Genomic DNA, 20,356 nt, shown 5'->3' on the forward strand with positions numbered 1-20,356 from the left:
CCCAGGTGCCACTGAAGAAGAATGTTTACCTATTTTAGAAAAGCTTTCTAATCTTAAAGCTGGAATTGATTTTGGTATAGGATATTCACCGGAACGTATTAATCCTGGTGACCGTGTCCATCGCCTTGAAAATATAATTAAAGTTGTGTCAGCCAATAATCCTGAAACGTTAAAAATTGTTGCTGATGTTTATGCGTCAATTGTAAAAGCTGGAATTTATTCTGCGCCCAATATCCGTGTTGCAGAGGCGGCAAAGGTTATAGAAAACACACAGCGTGATCTTAATATCGCACTTATGAATGAACTTGCCCTTATTTGTCATAAATTAGATATAGATACACAAGAAGTATTAAATGCAGCATCAACAAAATGGAATTTTCTAAAATTTACACCGGGTTTAGTTGGAGGTCATTGTATTGGGGTGGATCCTTATTATTTGACCCATCGTGCTGAACAAGTAAATTATCATCCAGAGGTTATTTTAGCAGGGCGTCGTATTAACGACAGCATGGGTCAATTTGTAGCCCATGAAGCAATAAGATTATTAAATAATAAAACCTGGTCCTCAAAGCCATTGGTCACAATTCTTGGATTAACTTTTAAAGAAAACGTGCCTGATATACGTAATACACGCGTTACAGATATCGTGCATGAATTAAAATCTTTTAACATTGATGTTCAAATTGCAGACCCTTTAGCAGATCCAAATTTTGTTTATGAAGAATATCAACTTAATTTAGTATCTTTCGACAAATTAAAACCTGCCTCTTGCGTTATTTTGGCGGTGCCCCATAAACAATATTGTGATCAAAATTGGAAATTATTTGATAAAATTTTATTAGACCAAGGTATAGTTATGGATATTAAATCAAGCCTTGATCCCCAACAATGTCCTAAAAATATTACATTATGGCGTCTTTAGAAATTTGATCAAAATTTGTAATGGGGTTAAATTGATAGGCCTTTTTCATAATATGGATATCATGAATTTTATTATAAAGTAATGACCAATCATCTTTTTTATCAATTGCTTCCCATATTTTTTCTATTTCCTCAATAACAAGAGAACAACATATAGAATTTTTAAAATAATCATGGGAATGTACATTTGTCTTAGTTAAAATATGATTATGCAATAAATTTTTAATATCCATAAAACTATCAGACTGGTAAAGATTACAAAATGGGCTTTTTACATAACGTTCATGACTACCATACCAATCAAAAAAGAATTGCTCAAAAGGCATTTTTGTTTGATTTAAAAAAGAAAAGGTTTTTTCAATCAAATCATTACTTTGTTGATTATTGAAATCTTTCCTTCCTAATCTTCTAAAAAATAGATACCGCCATGCTTGAACAAATAAAGGAGAAAAAGATATAAGAATATTCTCAAGCTCTTGTTGATTTGATAACGGTATAAATGTCTCTGCCAATCTTGCTAGATTCCAATAAACAGCTTCTGGTTGTCTTCCATAACTATAAAGTCCCGAATGATCAAAATATGCTGCAACAAAATCTGGATCAAAATAGGGTAGAAAACGATACGGTCCATAATCAAAACTTTCACCCATGATATTAATATTATCTGTATTTAAAACACCATGTACAAATCCAACAACCATCCATGATGCAGTTAATAAGGCACAATTTTCAACAATTTTTTGAAAAAGCTTTTTAGTTTGTTGCTCTAAATCTAAATCAAATAAATCTGGATAATAATATTTAGTAGTATATTGAATAAGTTTTTTAATATTTTCTGTTTCACCTAAATATGCAAACCGTTGAAAAGTACCAATTCTAATATGAGAATGACTTAAACGTACCAAGACACAAGATCTGGTTGGAGATGGTTCATCATTCCGATAAAGCTGTTCACCAGTTTCAATAATACTAAAAGTTTTTGATGTATAAACACCAAGAGCTTCTAACATTTCTGTGGCTAATAATTCTCTTACCCCACCTTTTAAAGTTAGTTTTCCATCCCCGTTCCTTGACCAGGGTGTTTGTCCACTTCCTTTTGTGCCTAAATCTAATATGCGGTTATTTTCAATGTCTTGAATTTGGGCATATAAAAAACCACGCCCATCACCAAGATCTGGATTATAATACCGAAATTGATGTCCATGATATCTTAAAGATAAAGGTTTATCCAAATTATTAGGTAAAGGTTCAAAATTTCCAAAATACTTACCCCATTCATAATCAGATAATTGCCCAAAACCTAATTTTTGTGACCAAAAAGAGTTCCGATAACGAAGTATATGTTGTGGGAAAATAGCCGCTTTAACCTCATCATAAAACTCTTCCCCTAATTCTGTATAAATAGGGAAAGGTTTATAGGCATCAGATAATCCCATAACAAATGATCCTCGCTGTTAGTATCATCCCTTATTATAGCACTAATCTAGTAAGTAGGAGAATTTTCCTTATCGTAAAATAATCTTTCTCACCTGCTTTTTTTATAAGCTTTTTTCCTGAATTAATATAACCTATCGTTTTACTGCCAACAATCCGGTTTTAAAGTAGTAGATATATGAGATTCAAGATATATTATTTTTAATGTATTTTTTTACTTTATTTAATTCCAAAATTCTTTATGATTTGTGTGCTTAAAAACAATATCACGTACATCAAATTCACTCCTTCCTTGTGGGTAATTCTATGAAAAGATTTGTTAGAATATTAGCTACGATAATATTGGTAGGATTCATTTCCTCTTGTACTTCAGACAATCCCATCTTGGAAACAGATACAAAAACCCTAACCCCGACCGAATTAGCCACAATTGTTAAAAAACGCTTTTTTCATGATCGCACGGATGTGTGTTTGGCAGTGGCGGTTATTGAGGGTGTAAAAACAACCCCAACCTTTTTCTGTGCAAATCCTTCTCATGATCGGGGCTACAATAAAAATACCGTTTTTGAAATAGGCTCGGTGACGAAAACAATGCAAGCAGCTTTATTGGCTGATTTTGTATTATCTAAGAAAGTTACCCTCAATGATCCGGTTATCAATCATTTGCCCGTAGGTTTTTCAGTGCCGACTTTTGCCGGAAAAGCTATCCAATTAATCCATCTGGCTACTCATACCAGCGGATTACCAAGTTTACCATCAGATTTTTTACCGACAAATCCTGATGATCCGTATGCGAATTTTTCGGAAGTCATTTTACGCAACTCCCTTAGAACCATTACGTTAAATCACGAACCAGGAACAGCGTGGAATTATTCCAACCTGGGTGCTATGCTTTTGTCGTTGTCGATTACTAATATCGGTGGCGAATCGCTTGATACTTTATTGCAAAAAAAATTATTTACTCCCTTAAAAATGAATAACGCCACCCTTTCAATTCGGCGCTCAAGAACAGAGGCCAAGGGCCATATTCCAGGAGGAAAAATTGTACCAGCTTGGAACTTTATGACTAGCCTTGCCGGGGTGGGCGGCGTACGCGCTTCATTACAAGATATGATCCAATATGCAAAAGGACAATTAGGTCAGATTATTTCCCCAATTACCCCAGCGTTGGAAAAAACACAAATTTTGGTTAGTTCTGCTGCCGAACATGGGGGGCCTCCAGATATGGGATTAGGCTGGATTATTATGTCACTTGATGGACATTCTTGGATTGCACATGAAGGGGGAACGGGTGGTTTTTCTTCTTTTATCGCGATTAATCGGGCTGACCAACGTGCCGTGATAATCTTGGCTGATACTACCTTCGGCAATTTTGGCGGATTGGGAAGTCTAGGATTGCATTTAATGGATAAGAACCAACCGTTAGAGACACCGCGCCTAGTAACCACTCCCAAAAAAAAATTGCTTTCCGCCTTACAAGGGTCATATGTGGTAGACGGGGTCAATGTTCAGCTTAGCTATAAAAACAAACAGCTTTATTTTCAAGCTGCTGGTGAGTCTAAAATTGCTCTTGGTTACGATAGTAAAGGCGATTTTTATCCTTTAAACATTGATGCTTTATTGACACCTAAAATTACTCCTAAGGGATATACTTTTATTTGGACACAAGACGGGGTAGCCGTGGAAGCCGTTCGTATTACACCTCCTTAATCTATGGTTGGTTTTTTAATAATAGCTATTTGAAAAATTTTTATAATCTTTAATTTCACCGTTTTTATTCGAGGTAAATATTATTTCTGTTGTTAATTGATTTATATTTATTGGATTGCCATATATTATTAACAGCCTAGATAATTCTTACCTTCGATAGTAATGACTGATTTATCATATATTCACGATTTTCAATTATTGCCTATATTGACTACGGTAAATTAATCTTGATCAACCAATTAATTGAATTTGGCTGCGGTCTTATCGCCCGTGAGATGAAAGAATAAGTGCTTGATTTCATGGATATTAAGCCACAAACCTTGACGGAGATACAAAGTCAAAAATGAGCAGGAATGAATTGGATAAAACCCTCCTGCTATGTGAATTTGCCTATAAGGTTAGCTCCTGTTTGGCCACTTGCGAGAGGTCATTTCTGGTGCTTGACTCCATTCATAGGGTTGAAGCGCAAACCTTGGCCAATGTATATCAAACAATTTTTACTTTCTTTGTAACAAGGGTGTATAAGAACGTTGTTTATATCCGGTATAAAGTTGGCGTGGGCGTCCAATTTTTTGTAAAGGATCTTCAAACATTTCATTCCATTGGGCAACCCATCCTGCAGTTCTTGCAAGCGCAAATAAAGCCGTAAACATAGAAGTTGGGAAACCAATTGCCTGTAAAATAATGCCAGAATAAAAATCAACATTCGGAAATAATTTCTTTTGAATAAAATAATCATCTTCTAGGGCAATTTTTTCTAATTCCATAGCCAGATCTAACAAAGGTTCTTTTCGAATACCTAGTGACTGTAAAACCTCATGACATGATTTGCGTAAAACAGTTGCACGTGGATCATAATTTTTGTAAACACGATGGCCAAATCCCATTAACCTAAATGGATCAGATTTATCTTTAGCTTTTTTAAGAAATTCTGGGATTCTTTTTTTATCACCTATTTGTTTTAACATAGTTAAAACAGCTTCGTTAGCACCTCCATGGGCTGGACCCCAAAGTGACGCGATGCCAGCTGCAATACAGGCAAAAGGATTTGCCCCACTTGATCCTGCAATCCGTACTGTTGAGGTTGATGCATTTTGTTCATGGTCAGCATGTAAGATAAATATTTTATCAATAGCTTTTTCCACCGCAGGATTAATTTTATATTGTTCGGCTGGTACAGCAAAAGTCATATTTAAGAAATTTCCCGCATAACTTAAATCATTGCGTGGATAAATAAAAGGTTGGCCTGTTGAATATTTATAAGCCATGGCAGCAAGTGTTGGCATTTTTGCAATTAAGCGATGGGATGCAATTAAACGTTGCTGGGGATCACTTATATCTGTGCTATCGTGATAAAAAGCTGATAAAGCACCAACAACACCCATCATAACTGCCATAGGATGTGCATCACGTCTAAATCCACGATAAAAAAATTGTAACTGCTCATGTACCATTGTGTGATTAGTAATATTATGAACGAATTCAACTTTTTGTTTTTTATTGGGTAACTCACCATGCCAAAGAAGATAACATACTTCCATAAAATCACTTTTACTGGCTAAATCTTGAATCGGATATCCCCGGTGTAAAAGAACACCTTTTTCACCATCAACATAACTGATTTTCGAATTACAACTTCCGGTTGCTGTAAAACCAGGGTCGTATGTAAACAAATTATGTTTTGAATATAGGGATTGTATATCAATAACTCTAGGACCTAATGTACCATGTAAGACAGGTAAATCAAATTCTTTCCCCGTACCATGATCAATAATAGTTACCAAATCTTTTGATGTTTTTTTTAAACCATTACCTTTATTGTTTTGTTTCATTTTTACCATCATAAATCCCCTTGTTAAATCTCAATTAAATTAAATAAAGAAAGTCTTTTTAAAGTTTCTTTTTGGCCCAAAACATCACATATTTCAAAAACACCTGGTGAAACAGTTTTGCCTGTTAAGGCAACACGCATAGGCTGGGCAATATCACCCAATTTCAAATTATTCTCTGTTATATATACTCGTATTTCATTTTCTATAGATTGTGTATTCCAATTTTGTAAAAGAGATAATTTTTCTTTTAAATCTAATAACCATTTTTTTGTATCTGAAGTTACTAAAGCTAGTGCTTTTTGATCCAATGTAGGAAACATTCCATCAAAATAAAATAAGGAATTATCAACAAGCTCAACAATTGTTTTAGCACGAGATTTTAATCCTTCTAATCCTTTTAGAAAAAAACTTTTTTCTTGATCTGTTAGTTGTCGTCCAATCCTTTTAACAACAAATTCAACAGCAATAGTATATAAATCTTGATTAGTCATTTCTTTTAAATAATGTGCATTAAGATTTTGTAATTTTATAAAATCAAATCTGGATGGCGATTTCCCACAACTAGATAAATCAAACCATTGAATAGCTTGATTCATGCTAATAATTTCATCATTTCCATGTGCCCAACCTAGCCTTAATAAATAATTTCTTAATGCTATAGGTAAATATCCCATATCTCTATAAGCTTCAATACCAAGGGCACCATGACGCTTGGACAATTTATGACCATCAGAACCATGAATAAGAGGAATGTGAGCGAAAGTTGGTAAAGTCCAACCCATAGCTTGATATATTTGAATTTGTCTAAAACTATTTGTTAAATGATCATCACCTCTAATAACATGTGTAATATTCATATCATGATCATCAACAACAACCGATAACATATATGTTGGGGTACCATCACCCCTGACTAGAACCATATCATCTAATTGATTGTTATTTTGTGTTACATCACCTTGTACTTGGTCATGCAAAATTGTTTGTCCAGTTTGCTGCGCTTTCAATCTTATAACAGGGTTAACATTTTTTGGAGCATCTGAAGGATCACGGTCGCGCCACATACCATTATAACGGAAAGGTAATCCTTGACGTAAAGCTTCCTCCCGCATTTGTTGAAGTTCATCAGGTGTACAATAACAATAATAGGCATGTCCTTGCTTCAAAAGGTGCATTGCAATTTCATAATGTCTTTGAAATCGTTGGGATTGATAAATAACATCACCATCCCAAGTAAGCCCAAACCATTTTAATCCTTCAATAATGGCTGTAATTGCTTGATCTGTTGATCTTGCACGATCTGTATCTTCAATCCTTAAAAGAAATTGACCTCCATGATGTTTTGCGAAAAGCCAATTGAATAAAGCTGTTCTGGCACCACCAATATGCAAATATCCTGTTGGAGAAGGAGCAAAACGTGTTACAACCAAAATATCACCATAAACTTAATGTTTTTGAATTTAATGTATTTTTTCTTAACATGATAATAAATTATAAAGGAATATTATCGTGTTTTTTCCAAGGATTATCTAATCTTTTATTTGCAAGAATTGACAAAGCGTGTGCAAGACGTTTTCTTGTCCCATGGGGCATAATAACATCGTCAATAAAACCTCTGCTTGCTGCATAAAAAGGATTTGCAAATTTGTTACGATAATCTTCTGTTCGTTTTGCTATTTTATCTTGGTCATTTATTTCATTGCGAAAAATAATTTCTGTTGCTCCTTTTGGTCCCATAACAGCAATTTCTGCTGTTGGCCAGGCATAGTTAATATCACCCCGAAGATGTTTTGAACTCATAACATCATAGGCACCACCATAAGCTTTGCGTGTAATAACCGTAATTTTTGGTACAGTTGCTTCGCCATAAGCAAAAAGTAATTTAGCCCCATGTTTAATAATGCCATCATGTTCTTGGGCGACACCAGGTAAAAAACCTGGCACATCAACAAAAGTTATGATTGGTATATTAAAACAATCACAAAATCTAACAAATCTAGCAGCTTTACGTGATGAATCGATATCCAAACATCCTGCAAGAACAGAAGGTTGATTTGCAACAATACCAATAGTATTCCCCCCTATTCTTGCAAATCCAATAATAATATTACCAGCATATGAAGGTTGAATTTCAAAAAAATCTTTCTCATCAACGATTTTTTCAATTAATTCTTTCATATCATAAGGCTTATTGGGATTATCAGGTATCAACGTATCCAAAGACATTTCTATACGATCTATAGGATCTTGAGTTTGATAATGTGGTGCCTTTTCTTTATTTGAAAGAGGCAGATAACTATAAAAACGTCTTAATCGTAATAGAGCTTCCAATTCATTATCAAAAGCTAAATCGGCAACGCCTGATTTTGTATTATGTGTTATAGCCCCACCTAATTCTTCATGGGTTACAATTTCATGGGTAACAGTTTTAACAACATCAGGTCCTGTCACAAACATATAAGATGAATCTTTAACCATAAAAATAAAATCTGTCATAGCTGGCGAATAAACAGCACCCCCTGCGCAAGGTCCCATAATCATAGAAATTTGTGGGACCACACCAGATGCTAATATGTTGCGCTGAAAAACTTCTGCATATCCTGCGAGCGAGGCAACACCCTCTTGAATACGGGCCCCACCTGAATCATTAAGTCCAATGACAGGTGCCCCAACTTTTAAAGCTTGATCCATAATACGACATATTTTTTCAGCATGCGTTTCGCTTAATGAGCCACCAAATACTGTAAAATCTTGACTAAATACAAAAACCAAACGCCCACCAATTGTACCGTGTCCTGTAACCACCCCATCACCAGGTATCTTTTGATCATTCATACCAAAATCATAACATCGGTGTTCGACAAACATTCCCCATTCTTCAAAAGAATCCGGATCAAGTAAAATTTCAAGCCTTTCTCGAGCTGTTAATTTTCCACGTTGATGTCTAGTCTCAATACGAGATTGTCCGCCACCCAATCTTGCAAGATTACGTCTTTCTTCCAATTCTTTGATAATATTATGATACATGTAAATATATTAAAGGTTAGTTTTTGATGTTGATTATATTAGAATAGCTTCTTCCTTATTTTTGGTCTATCAATTTTCTATTACTTTACTATTATTTAATAATGGTCAAGATCCTTGGCTAAATAAATAAAGTATGTTATGGCACAATAATAATTAATATCTGAGGAAAAATTTATGTCTAAAGTTACAGTTGCTGCTACCCAATTTGCGTGTGGTCATGAAATAGAAAAAAATCTTTTAAAAGCAGATGCCATGATAAAGCAAGCAGCAAAAAATGGTGCTCAAATTATACTTTTGCCAGAATTATTTTCAACACCCTATTTTTGTAAAGATCAACAACAGGATCATTTTTCTCTTGCTCATCCTGCTGACAATCATCCTATGCTTCGTTATATGAGTAAGCTTGCGGCAGAGTTAAATGTCGTTTTACCTATAAGCTTTTTTGAGCGTGCCAATAATGCCTATTTTAATTCTGTTATGGTTATTGATGCTGATGGAGAAATGTTAGGTATCTACAGAAAATCTCATATTCCTGATGGGCCAGGATATCAAGAAAAATATTATTTTAATCCGGGGGATACAGGTTTTAAAGTATGGGATACAAGATTTGCACGAATTGGTGTTGGCATTTGTTGGGATCAATGGTTTCCAGAAAGTGCAAGGATTTTATCATTACAAGGTGCAGAAATACTATTTTATCCTACAGCCATTGGAAGTGAACCTCATGATCCCACTATAGATAGTCGTGATCATTGGCAAAGAGTTATGCAAGGTCACGCCGGTGCAAATTTAATACCCTTAGTTGCTTCTAATCGTATAGGATTTGAACAGGGCAGTAGCTGTTCTATGAATTTTTATGGATCATCATTCATTGCTGGTCCTCATGGAGAAAAAATTACCGAAGCAACCCGTGACGAAGAAAAGGTTCTTATTGCAACTTTCGATCTTAGTATGATTAAAAAACAAAGAGCTTCATGGGGTATCTTCCGTGACAGAAGACCTGAATTGTATGTACCAATTCTATCTTATGAAGGTAATGAATAATTTTAGTAAAGTTACAGTTATATAAATTTAAAAATATTATTTAAACTTAATAATACAATTAAACATCCCACAAAAAACATTAATAATTTTCTTGGAATTTTTTGTGTAATCTTTGCCGCAAATGGGGCTGCGATTGCCCCACCTATTAAAAGGGCTAATGAAATTTTCCAATAAGTATCAAAATTGTTCAATGTGAGAATAAAAACAATAGAGGCTGTCAAACTTATAAAAAATTCTGCAAAATTGACCGAACCAATAACATATCGAGGCGTTCTTCCCGTTGCAATTAAACTTGAGGCAAGAATAGGCCCCCATCCCCCACCCCCTATAGTATCTAGAAACCCACCGAAAAGAGCAAAAATTTCTAAATCCTTAAAAAAAATTTTAACTTTTTCAATTTTTGATAAGGCACGCAATAAAATAACGATACCTAATATAAAAAGATATCCTGAGACATATGGTTTTATGACATTTCCTGGTATTTCTGTTAATATATAAGCACCTATAATAGCACCTATAATACCTGGGATAGCGATTCTTTTTACAATTTTAAAATCAATATTTTTATACCAATAATGTGATGCACCAGAAATACCAGTTGTTACAATTTCTGCTGTATGAACACTTGCACTTGCAATAGATGGTGGCAATCCCAAACTTAATAAAACAGTTGCGGATAAAGTACCATATGCCATACCCAAAGCACCATCAATTAATTGTGCAAAAAAACCTAAAGTAATTAATTGCCAAAAATCTATATCCATAATCTTGATAATCTCTTTAATACTATAAATAATCAATTAGACATTATATTATAAATGAAAATTTAATCCACGATCACTTAGCCATGATTCATTAACTTCACCTGATGCAATAATTTCTACTGGACCAGATAAGGTTACACCATAAAAATTTTTATTTGCGTCTTCTTTAAAATCAATTTTTAAATGATCCCCGCCATAGGTTTTAATGATAATTGGGGGTTGAAGATTTGTGTATCGATATAAAGCTAAAGCTGCTGCTATAGAACCTGTTCCACATGCTAAAGTTTCTTTTTCAACACCACGTTCATAAGTACGGATAAAATTAATTTCAGGTCTTGTTTCTACAAAATTTACATTTGTACCATCTGGATTAAAAATCTCATCATTTCTAAGTTTTTTTCCCCAAGTGTGAACATCAATGTTTAAAATATTACTGACCATAATGACAAGATGCGGCACGCCCGTATTTATAAAATAAAATGGCGGTTGGCTAAAGGGTAAGGATAATGAAACTTCTTTTTCATCTTTGGGGTTAGTCATATCAATTTTAACATCATCTTTTGATGAAACAAGCGAGCTAATTGCCCCTACAGGTGTATTAATAATAAATCTTTGCCGAATATTATAAAAATATGTTATATAATAAGCAGCACAGCGTGCTGCATTTCCACACATAGCGCCATCACTTCCATCCGAATTAATATAAACCATAGAAAATGTACCAAGTTCTTTATTATGATTAATTAAGACCAACCCATCTGCCCCAATGCCCTTGTGGCGATCACATAAATGCAATGCTAAAACATGTCGCGATGGAAATAATAAATTTGATGGATCTTCAAGAAAAATAAAATCGTTTCCGCATCCATGCATTAATGTATAATGTATCATTATATTAACAACTATTAAATTGACAAATTATATAAATATTTATTTAACCATACTTTCCAAATAATCCATATAAAGAAAGCTAGTAGTGTAGTAATGAAACTTTTAATAAAAATTCTTGGTTTTTCTGGAACCCCACTTTTATTTATATTTTCTTCTTTCGATAAAGTTTTTATACCAAAGGGTAACGTCATAAAAAAAATTATCCACCATATGACGATATAAGCTAATATATCACGAAACCAAATCATTATACCTGTTCTAATTCTATTAAGGTACCCATAAAATTTTTAGGACTTAGAAAAAGTACAGGTTTACCATGGGCTCCAATTTCCGGAATGCCAGTTCCCAAAATTTTTATACCTTTTAATGTTAATTGTTTAGCAGATTCTAAAATATCTTCGACCTCATAGCAAATATGATGGATGCCACCCAAAGGATTTTTTTCAAGAAATTTTTTAATGGGTGATGTATCACCCAAAGGATGTAAAAGTTCAATCTTTGTATTAGGTAGGTCAACAAAAACAACTGTCACACCATGAGCAGGTAATGATACAGGTTTTGATACGTTACTCCCTAATATAGTAGCATAAATTTGCGATGCTTCATGTAAATCTGGTACCGCAATTGCTACATGATTAAGACGGCCAATCATTTTATGACATCCTTAATAAATGAACATAAATCATGGGTTTTTTACCGTAATAATCTTTTAACATACTTCTTATCAATGAAATCGTAAAATCCTTGACCACTATATCTTTTTGCCTATCGTCGAAAGAAAGTTGTTTTAACGATGCCCATAAATTACCAGTTATACGTTCTATCAAGGGTACATTTTCTTCTTCAATCAAAATACCAGGTAAATTAATTAAAGGTTTAGCCATTAAATCATTCTTTTGATTAAAAATCATTGTAATAAAAACTGCACCCGTATTAAGTAATTTATGTCTTTCTTTAAAAATTTTCGACTCTTTAGGGATAAGTTTGGTACCATCTAGCCCAAGTTTATTATGAATTACGGTTTCATCTTCTTCTATAGATTCATTGGTAATTCTAATTATGGTTCCATTTCGTCCCGCGATAGCATGAGGTATTTGGCATTTCAATGCAAATTTAGCATGCGCCATAACATGATGTCTTTCCCCATGCACCGCAATAAGGGCTTTGGGTTTAACATAACGATACATTGTTGCCAATTCTTCTTGAGCAGGATGCCCAGAGACATGAACAAATTCATCTTTTTCTGTAATAATATTAATCCCTAAATCAACAAGTTTGTTATGTAATTTATTGATAACTATTTCATTACCTGGGATTATACGGGATGAAAAAATAACTGTATCATCCTTTTCTAAAAAAATTCTGGGATGGGTTTTATTAGCAATTTTTGCCAAAGCTGATCTTTCTTCACCTTGACTACCTGTACAAATCAATAAGACTCTATCCCTTGGAAGTTTCATAAATTCTTCTTCTGGAAGAAATTCCTGCATATCTGACAAATAATTACATTCTCGCGCCGCCGCATTGATGCGCCATAAAGATTTACCTGCAAGAACAACATGGCGACCGATTTTTTGGGCAATGGACGCAATAGTTTTAATTCTTGCAACATTACTTGCAAAACAAGCAAAAGCAATCCGATATTTAAAATTTTTTGTAATATTTATTAAACTTTGGGCAAGTTCTTGCTCAGAACCAGAATGACCAAGTGTATAAATATTGGTAGAATCCCCAACAACAGCAAGAACATTTTCTTGCGATAAACTCTGCAATGCCTTTTCATCTGATACAGGCCCAACCACGGGACCCGGATCAAATTTCCAATCACCTGTATGTAATATAGCTCCCAATTTTGTACGTAAGATCACAGCATATGAATCTGGTATAGAATGTGTAATATGAATAATTTCAATTTCAAAAGGCCCAATTGAAATTTTTTGACCTGGATTAATTAGTGTAATTTTGGCTTTTTTTTCTAAACCAGCTTCTTTAAGTTTGTTACGAAGAAGGCTAGCTGTAAATGGTGTTGCATAAATTGGACATTCTAATTGCGGCCATAAATAAGGTACAGCACCAATATGATCTTCGTGGGCGTGCGTAAGTACCAATCCTAATAATTGATTACGTTGTTCATGAATAAATTTAGGATCAGGCATGGTTACTTCAACGCCTGGCATCGCTGGATCCATAAATGAAATACCTAAATCAACCATAAGCCATTTTTGATCGTGTCCATATAAATTAAGATTCATTCCAATTTCATTGGATCCACCTAATGGCAAAAATAAAACTTCATCATTTTTTGGAAGAATTGTCATTTATTTATACGCTTCATAAATATAAACTAATCCATTTAATGTTAAATCAGGATCAATCGCTGTAAATATGTGGGTTTTAGAAAATAGGGTAGATAGTCCACCCGTGGCAATAATAGATAAATTTTTAAATTTTTGTTCTTCAATTATTTTTTGTGTCACACCTTCAATCAGGCTAAGATATCCCCAATAAATACCCGATTGCATAGCATGAATTGTTGTATGACCAATAACCTTTTCGGGTTTTATAATTTCAACTTTGGGAAGTTTTGCAGCATTTTTATAAAGAGCTTCTAAGGATAAATTAACACCAGGTATAATTAACCCGCCTATATATTCAGCATGATCATTCAAAATATCGAAAGTTGTAGCCGTACCAAAATCTACCACAATTAAGGGCAAAGAATATTTTTGTCGAGCAGCTACAACATTTACCAACCGATCCGCTCCAATTTCATCGGGATTAGGTAAAGTGATTTTTATATCACGTGTTATATGATGTCTATCAATAATAAAAGGATTACACGCAAAATATTTTTTTGCCAAAATTTTAAGATTAAGTAAAGATTGAGGTACGACAGATGCAATGGCAACTGCATTGATATTTTTTACAGAATAATTTTCTAAAGCCATTAATTGGGCAAGCCAAACAATATAATCATCAGCAGTTTTTTTAGAATCCGTAGCGGTACGCCAACTTGCTTTAATATTTTCTTTATCTACCAAAGCAAAAACTGTATTTGTATTTCCACAATCAATGACTAAAAGCATTTAACCCATTCTACCCTGGCATGTGATATTAATCTAACCAAAAGATACGTCACCTGTTGTAATTTTATGTTTTATTCCGTTAGGATCAATTAAAATTAAAGCCCCTGTTTCATCTATAGTCTCAAAATATCCTGATACTATCTTATCTTCTAATTTGATACTAATATTTTTTTTTAAACCTTCTGCTTTTTGAAGCCATTCATCTTTTATAAAAGAAAAACCATTTTTTTTCCATTTTATATAGTTAACATAAAAACTATTAAGAAAACTATATAAAAATATTGTTAAATCCGAAGTCATCAAAATTAAATTTTCTTTAAATAAACTGGTAACAGGATATGGATTATCTGGTGGATAATGATTAATATTAATACCAATACCTATAATTAACCAATCAAGCAATAAGGTCGATTGAAGCGACGTTAAACTTTCTAATAAAATTCCCCCAATTTTGTGTTTTTTAATTAATAAATCATTGGGCCATTTTAAATTAATCTTTATTTGATGATTAGAATATTGTTCAATAATATCGGCCATTGTGTTGCTCGCGATAAATCCAATTTGCCCTGTATTTTGAATAGAAGTTTCTGGTTTTAATAATAAAGAGAAATATAAATTACCAGGCGGGGAAAACCATTGCTTCCCTCTTCTTCCCTTACCTGCTTTTTGGCATAAAGCCCAAACAACTGTTCCTTCACATGTACCAGATGAATGGTAAATTAACCTTTTTAATTCGTCATTGGTACTGTCAATTTCATCAAATTTAATTAATGTATAAAACGAATTTAAAGTGAGTCTTTTATTCATTATTTTAAAAAGTCTAAGACAATTAAATTTGCCTGTGTTATCAAAAAAGAAGGTATAATAAATATACCAATGACAGCGCATGTCGATAAAGTTATCACAATGCTCGTTTCCCATGAACGTACAGGATCAAGTTTTGTCGTTGATTGATCAAAATACATGACTTTTATAACACGTAAATAATAAAAAGCCGCAACCACGCTGCTTAAAACCCCTATGATAGAAAGAATATAATATCCTGATTCAATTGCTGCTTTAAAAACATAAAATTTTGCCAAAAACCCTGCTAAGGGCGGGATACCTGCCATTGAAAACATAAATACCGCAAAAGCAAATGCCATCAAAGGTTGGTATTTGGATAATCCTGCTAAATCATTAATTCCTTCAACTGCTTTACCATCTGTACGCATCATGGTTATACAAGCAAAAGCCCCAAGATTTGTAACCCAATAAATAACAAGATAAATTAAAATTGATTGCAATCCATTTGTATTGGCCGTTATAAGACCAATTAAAATATATCCAATATGGCCAATAGAACTATAGGCCATAAGCCGTTTGATATTTTTTTGTCCAAGGGCAGCTAGCGCTGCCAAAATCATAGAGGCCACAGACATGAAAATAACAATTTGCTGCCATTGCATAAGCAAAGGTTGAAATGGTCCCATCATTAATTGAATAAAAACGCCAAGTGATGCGATTTTTGGTGCGCTTGCAAAAAATGCTGTGATTGGTGTGGGGGCACCTTCATACACATCGGGTGTCCACATATGAAAAGGTACTGCAGATATTTTGAAGGCAAAACCAACTAAAATAAAAATTAATCCAATCACAAATCCTAAATTATTTTGGGAAATTTGATTATGGTTTTCTAATATCTGATGCAATGGTGTGAAATCTATGCTTCCTGTATACCCATAAATCATACTGATCCCATAAAGAAGCATGCCTGAGGACAAAGCACCCAAAACAAAATATTTCAACCCAGATTCTGTTGGCCGTAATTTATCTCTTTGAAAGGCTGCTAAAATATATAAAGGTAAACTTTGTAATTCTAATCCCAAATATAGAAGCAATAAATTTTGGGCATAAAGCATAATCATCATACCCAAAACCGAAAGCACCATCAAAATTGGCAATTCAAATTTGTTTATTTTTTCTTTTTCTGCATAATTAATAGTAATAATAATAGAAAAAATTGTTGCTATAATTGATAAGCATACGAAAAAATTAGAAAGAAGATCAAAATGTAACATACCAGAGAAAGCTTGTCCTGCCTCCCTTTTTCCTACCAAAAAAACTGTTACGCCAAGAATAGCTACTAAACCATAACAAATAGATTTAAAAATATTTTTCGATGAAAAAGTGCCAACCATTAACGCCACAATAATAGCTGTTAATAAAAATAATTCTGGATTGATCATTAAAAAATCTATTTTACTTATCATTATGTAGTTAATTCTTTCTTTAAAGTTAGTCTATTATTCCTAATTTTCTTGATCAAGCGCATGGTGGTAATTTTCAATCAATTGATTAAGCGCGGGATTAATAAGTTTTGTAAAGGATGAAGGATAAATTCCCATCCACATCACAATAATAATCAAAGGCACAAAAATAATTTTTTCACGCCAATTAAGATCAGAAAGATCAAATAATTTTTTATTATGAACGTCACCAAAAAATATACGCGCATAAAGGAAAAGCATATAAGCAGCCCCTAAAATAATACCCACTGTTATGAAAGCTGCAACCCATGTATTTCTTTGAAAAGATCCAAGCATAACCAAAAATTCACCCACAAACCCACTTGTCCCTGGTAAGCCAACAGATGCCATGGTCATGATCATAAAAACAACAGCATATTTAGGCATTATTTTACTAAGTCCCCCATAAGCTGAAATTTCCCTTGTATGCAAACGATCATAAATAACACCCACACACAAAAACAAAGCCGCCGATACAATACCATGACTAAGCATTTGGGTAATAGCGCCAAGCATACCTTGTTGATTAAGGGTAAAAATACCTGCTGTTACATAGCCCATATGGGCAATTGATGAATATGCAATTAATTTTTTGATATCTTGTTGAACAAGCGCGACCAGCGATGTGTATATTACAGCAATAATACTTAAAACAAAAATTAACGGGGCAAAAAATTCACTGGCATAGGGCATCATAGGTAAAGAGAATCTCAAAAAACCATATCCCCCCATTTTTAATAAAACACCTGCTAAGATAACGGAACCAGCGGTTGGTGCTTCAACATGGGCATCGGGTAACCATGTATGAACTGGCCACATAGGTATTTTAACCGCAAAAGAGGCAAAAAAAGCAAGCCATAACCATAATTGAACTTCAGGGGTGAAATGATAGGTTAATAATTCTCTGATATTTGTTGTATGGGCTTCATGGTACATAAATAAAATAGCAAGCAACATTAAAATGGATCCAAGAAGCGTATAAAGAAAAAATTTAAATGATGCATATACTCTTCTAGATCCACCCCATATCCCAACAATTAAAAACATTGGGATCAAAACACCTTCGAAAAATACATAAAAAAGAACCAAATCAAGCGCACAAAACATTCCAATGAGCATGGTTTCTAAAATAAGGAATGCAATCATGTATAATTTGACATGATGCTGAATTGATTGCCAACTGGCCAAGATACAAATGGGTATTAAAAAAGTCGTAAGTAAAATAAATAAAATAGAAATACCATCAATACCAAAATGAAGGCTAAGTGTTGAATCTGAAATCCAAGATAATTTACTGACAAATTGAAAATCCGGATTTGTAAGATCAAAATGCACCCATAATGTCGTCGATAAAATAAAAACAACCATAGAGGTCCAAAAGGCGGTCCATCTTGCATAATTATTTTTTTTATCTTCTGGGCCTTGGGTCAAGAATATTATGGCCACCCCAGCTAAAGGTAAAAAGGCAAGTAAAATTAAAATATTTGTTAAAACCATTTTTTAAAACCAAGATAAATTAATAAGTTGCCATGTTATAAAAAGAATAAGCCCAATAATCATAACGAAAGCATAATGATAAAGATAACCCGTTTGTAAGGTATTTGTTTTTCTTGCAAAAAATGTCGTTAAAGCAGCAAAACCATCGGGGCCAAACCGGTCAATGGTTTTACCATCGATCCATTTCCATAAAAAATTACCTATTTTAAAAGCAGGTTTAACAAATATAAATTCATATAATTCATCAACATACCATTTGTTATAAACAAAACGATGGAGCCATGAAAATGATTGGGTAAAGAATTTTGGTAATTGTGGAAATACCATGTAACATAGATAGGCCAAAAGAATACCCAATATACCTACGGCTAAGGGTGCCCATTTAACCCATTCTGGCAAATGAGAATGTTCTGCACCAAAAAGAGCATTTGAATTTTTTAATGTTTCTTGCCAGAAAACAGCGTTTTCATGACCCACAAAAAATTCATGAAATATATATCCTGCAAATAATGCCCCAACGGATAGCCCTACCAAAGGTAACAACATAGATAAAGGCGATTCATGGGGATGTACCTCATGGCCAAATTGGGCTTTCCCATGAAAGGTTATTAGTAAAAGACGCCAACTATAAAAAGCTGTCATAAAAGCTGTAATAATGCCCAACCAAAATGCATAATAGCCAAAGGGATTAGAGGATAACCATGCTGCTTCTAAAATTGAATCCTTTGAATAAAAACCTGCAAATCCAAAAATATCAGGAATACCAATTCCAGCTAGGGCTAAATTACCAACCCACATCATCGCATATGTTATGGGTATAGAACGTGCTAACCCCCCCATTTTTCTCATATCCTGCTCGCCTGAAACAGCATGAATAACAGATCCCGCCCCCAAAAATAATAAAGCTTTAAAGAAAGCATGCGTAAATAAATGAAACATAGATGCCCCATAAGCAGAAACTCCAGCTGCTACAAACATATAACCAAGCTGGCTACATGTCGAATAGGCAATAACCCGTTTAATATCATATTGACACATACCTATAGTTGCAGCAAAAAATGCGGTTGTTGCCCCAACAAAAATAACTAAAGATAAAGCAATGGGTGCATATTCAAACATAGGAGACAATCTACATACCATAAAGACACCAGCTGTAACCATGGTTGCCGCATGGATTAAGGCTGACACAGGGGTTGGGCCTTCCATCGCATCAGGGAGCCAAACGTGTAATCCAAGTTGGGCTGATTTTCCCATAGCGCCAATAAATAATAAAATACACAACGTATCCATTGTTTTAAGATTAAACCCTAAAAAATGAATCATTGTCGTAGATTGACCCTGCACAGATGAAAAAACCGTATTAAAATCAACAGAATTAAAAATGAAAAAAACGCCCATAATACCTAAGGCAAATCCAAAATCGCCAACCCGATTAACAACAAATGCTTTAATTGCAGCTTTATTAGCCGATGGACGTTCATACCAGAAACCAATTAATAAATAGGAACATAAACCAACACCTTCCCATCCAAAAAATAATTGTAAAAAGTTATCTGACGTAACCAGCATAAGCATACAAAAAGTAAATAAACTTAAATATGACATAAACCTTGGTATACTTTTATCATGGGACATATAACCAATTGAATATAGATGAACCATTGCTGATACAGTTGATACGACAACCAGCATAACGGCTGTCAAAATGTCAAAACGCAATGACCATACAATTTCAAATGATCCTGATTGGATCCAGGTCAAAAGATTTTGCGTATAATTTTGATGATGATGCGCAATGTCAAAAAAGATAAACCAAGATAATCCTGCACAAATAAGCATAAATAAAGTTGTGATAAGCTGGC

17 protein-coding genes are annotated in these 20,356 nt (G+C 33.8%); 3 read left to right on the forward strand and 14 right to left on the reverse strand.

Going from position 1 to position 20,356, the window contains the following annotated elements:
- On the forward strand, nt 1-922 hold a 922-nt coding region (locus K1X44_06580; protein ID MBX7146955.1), incomplete at its 5' end, for a nucleotide sugar dehydrogenase.
- Here the strand turns inward: K1X44_06580 and K1X44_06585 are convergent.
- Nucleotides 903-2,357 (reverse strand): YdiU family protein, encoded by a 1,455-nt coding sequence (locus tag K1X44_06585; GenBank protein ID MBX7146956.1) that lies wholly within the window; start codon nt 2,355-2,357, stop codon nt 903-905. The genes K1X44_06580 and K1X44_06585 overlap by 20 nt on opposite strands.
- A gap of 304 nt (nt 2,358-2,661) precedes the next feature.
- Here K1X44_06585 and K1X44_06590 point away from each other — a divergent pair, with 304 nt between their 5' ends.
- Nucleotides 2,662-4,065 carry a beta-lactamase family protein gene (locus tag K1X44_06590; GenBank protein MBX7146957.1) on the forward strand — a complete coding sequence of 468 codons (1,404 nt, stop codon included), beginning with the start codon at nt 2,662-2,664 and terminating at the stop codon, nt 4,063-4,065.
- Nucleotides 4,066-4,562: 497 nt separating this feature from the next.
- On the opposite strand, the gene gltA is transcribed toward K1X44_06590, so the two are convergent.
- Genes gltA through K1X44_06605 form a run of 3 tightly spaced genes read right to left on the reverse strand, consistent with a single transcriptional unit; the run spans nt 4,563 to nt 8,924 of the window.
- Nucleotides 4,563-5,897 carry a citrate (Si)-synthase gene (gene gltA, locus K1X44_06595; GenBank protein ID MBX7146958.1) on the reverse strand — a complete coding sequence of 445 codons (1,335 nt, stop codon included), beginning with the start codon at nt 5,895-5,897 and terminating at the stop codon, nt 4,563-4,565.
- Nucleotides 5,898-5,920: 23 nt separating this feature from the next.
- Nucleotides 5,921-7,330: a glutamate--tRNA ligase gene (gene gltX, locus K1X44_06600; protein MBX7146959.1), complete on the reverse strand. Its 1,410-nt coding sequence runs from the start codon at nt 7,328-7,330 to the stop codon at nt 5,921-5,923.
- Between the two features lie 58 nt (nt 7,331-7,388).
- Nucleotides 7,389-8,924 (reverse strand): acyl-CoA carboxylase subunit beta, encoded by a 1,536-nt coding sequence (locus K1X44_06605; GenBank protein MBX7146960.1) that lies wholly within the window; start codon nt 8,922-8,924, stop codon nt 7,389-7,391.
- A 174-nt stretch (nt 8,925-9,098) separates the two neighbouring features.
- Here K1X44_06605 and aguB point away from each other — a divergent pair, with 174 nt between their 5' ends.
- Nucleotides 9,099-9,968, forward strand: a complete 870-nt coding sequence (gene aguB / locus K1X44_06610; protein ID MBX7146961.1) for an N-carbamoylputrescine amidase — start codon at nt 9,099-9,101, stop codon at nt 9,966-9,968.
- Nucleotides 9,969-9,985: 17 nt separating this feature from the next.
- Here aguB and K1X44_06615 read toward each other — a convergent pair whose 3' ends face one another.
- The 10 genes from K1X44_06615 to nuoL form a co-directional block, all read right to left on the reverse strand.
- Nucleotides 9,986-10,732 (reverse strand): sulfite exporter TauE/SafE family protein, encoded by a 747-nt coding sequence (locus K1X44_06615; protein ID MBX7146962.1) that lies wholly within the window; start codon nt 10,730-10,732, stop codon nt 9,986-9,988.
- A 48-nt stretch (nt 10,733-10,780) separates the two neighbouring features.
- Nucleotides 10,781-11,623 carry a diaminopimelate epimerase gene (gene dapF, locus K1X44_06620; GenBank protein ID MBX7146963.1) on the reverse strand — a complete coding sequence of 281 codons (843 nt, stop codon included), beginning with the start codon at nt 11,621-11,623 and terminating at the stop codon, nt 10,781-10,783.
- A gap of 14 nt (nt 11,624-11,637) precedes the next feature.
- Nucleotides 11,638-11,871, reverse strand: coding sequence for a DUF1467 family protein (locus tag K1X44_06625; protein ID MBX7146964.1), 234 nt, complete (start codon nt 11,869-11,871; stop codon nt 11,638-11,640).
- Entirely contained in the window at nt 11,871-12,275 is a 405-nt protein-coding gene (mce, locus tag K1X44_06630; protein ID MBX7146965.1) for a methylmalonyl-CoA epimerase, read from the reverse strand. Before mce ends, K1X44_06625 begins: the two co-directional genes overlap by 1 nt.
- 1 nt (nt 12,276) lies before the next feature.
- Nucleotides 12,277-13,941 carry a ribonuclease J gene (locus K1X44_06635; protein MBX7146966.1) on the reverse strand — a complete coding sequence of 555 codons (1,665 nt, stop codon included), beginning with the start codon at nt 13,939-13,941 and terminating at the stop codon, nt 12,277-12,279.
- Nucleotides 13,942-14,709, reverse strand: a complete 768-nt coding sequence (locus K1X44_06640; protein ID MBX7146967.1) for a type III pantothenate kinase — start codon at nt 14,707-14,709, stop codon at nt 13,942-13,944. It abuts the gene before it with no gap.
- Nucleotides 14,710-14,742: 33 nt separating this feature from the next.
- Entirely contained in the window at nt 14,743-15,516 is a 774-nt protein-coding gene (locus K1X44_06645; GenBank protein ID MBX7146968.1) for a biotin--[acetyl-CoA-carboxylase] ligase, read from the reverse strand.
- Entirely contained in the window at nt 15,516-16,961 is a 1,446-nt protein-coding gene (gene nuoN / locus K1X44_06650; protein ID MBX7146969.1) for an NADH-quinone oxidoreductase subunit NuoN, read from the reverse strand. Before nuoN ends, K1X44_06645 begins: the two co-directional genes overlap by 1 nt.
- A gap of 39 nt (nt 16,962-17,000) precedes the next feature.
- Nucleotides 17,001-18,494 (reverse strand): NADH-quinone oxidoreductase subunit M, encoded by a 1,494-nt coding sequence (locus tag K1X44_06655; protein MBX7146970.1) that lies wholly within the window; start codon nt 18,492-18,494, stop codon nt 17,001-17,003.
- Between the two features lie 3 nt (nt 18,495-18,497).
- Nucleotides 18,498-20,356: NADH-quinone oxidoreductase subunit L (nuoL, locus tag K1X44_06660; protein ID MBX7146971.1), on the reverse strand; the 1,859-nt coding region annotated here is incomplete at its 5' end.

Source organism: Alphaproteobacteria bacterium (genome assembly GCA_019695395.1).
Lineage (GTDB): Bacteria > Pseudomonadota > Alphaproteobacteria > JAEUKQ01 > JAIBAD01 > JAIBAD01.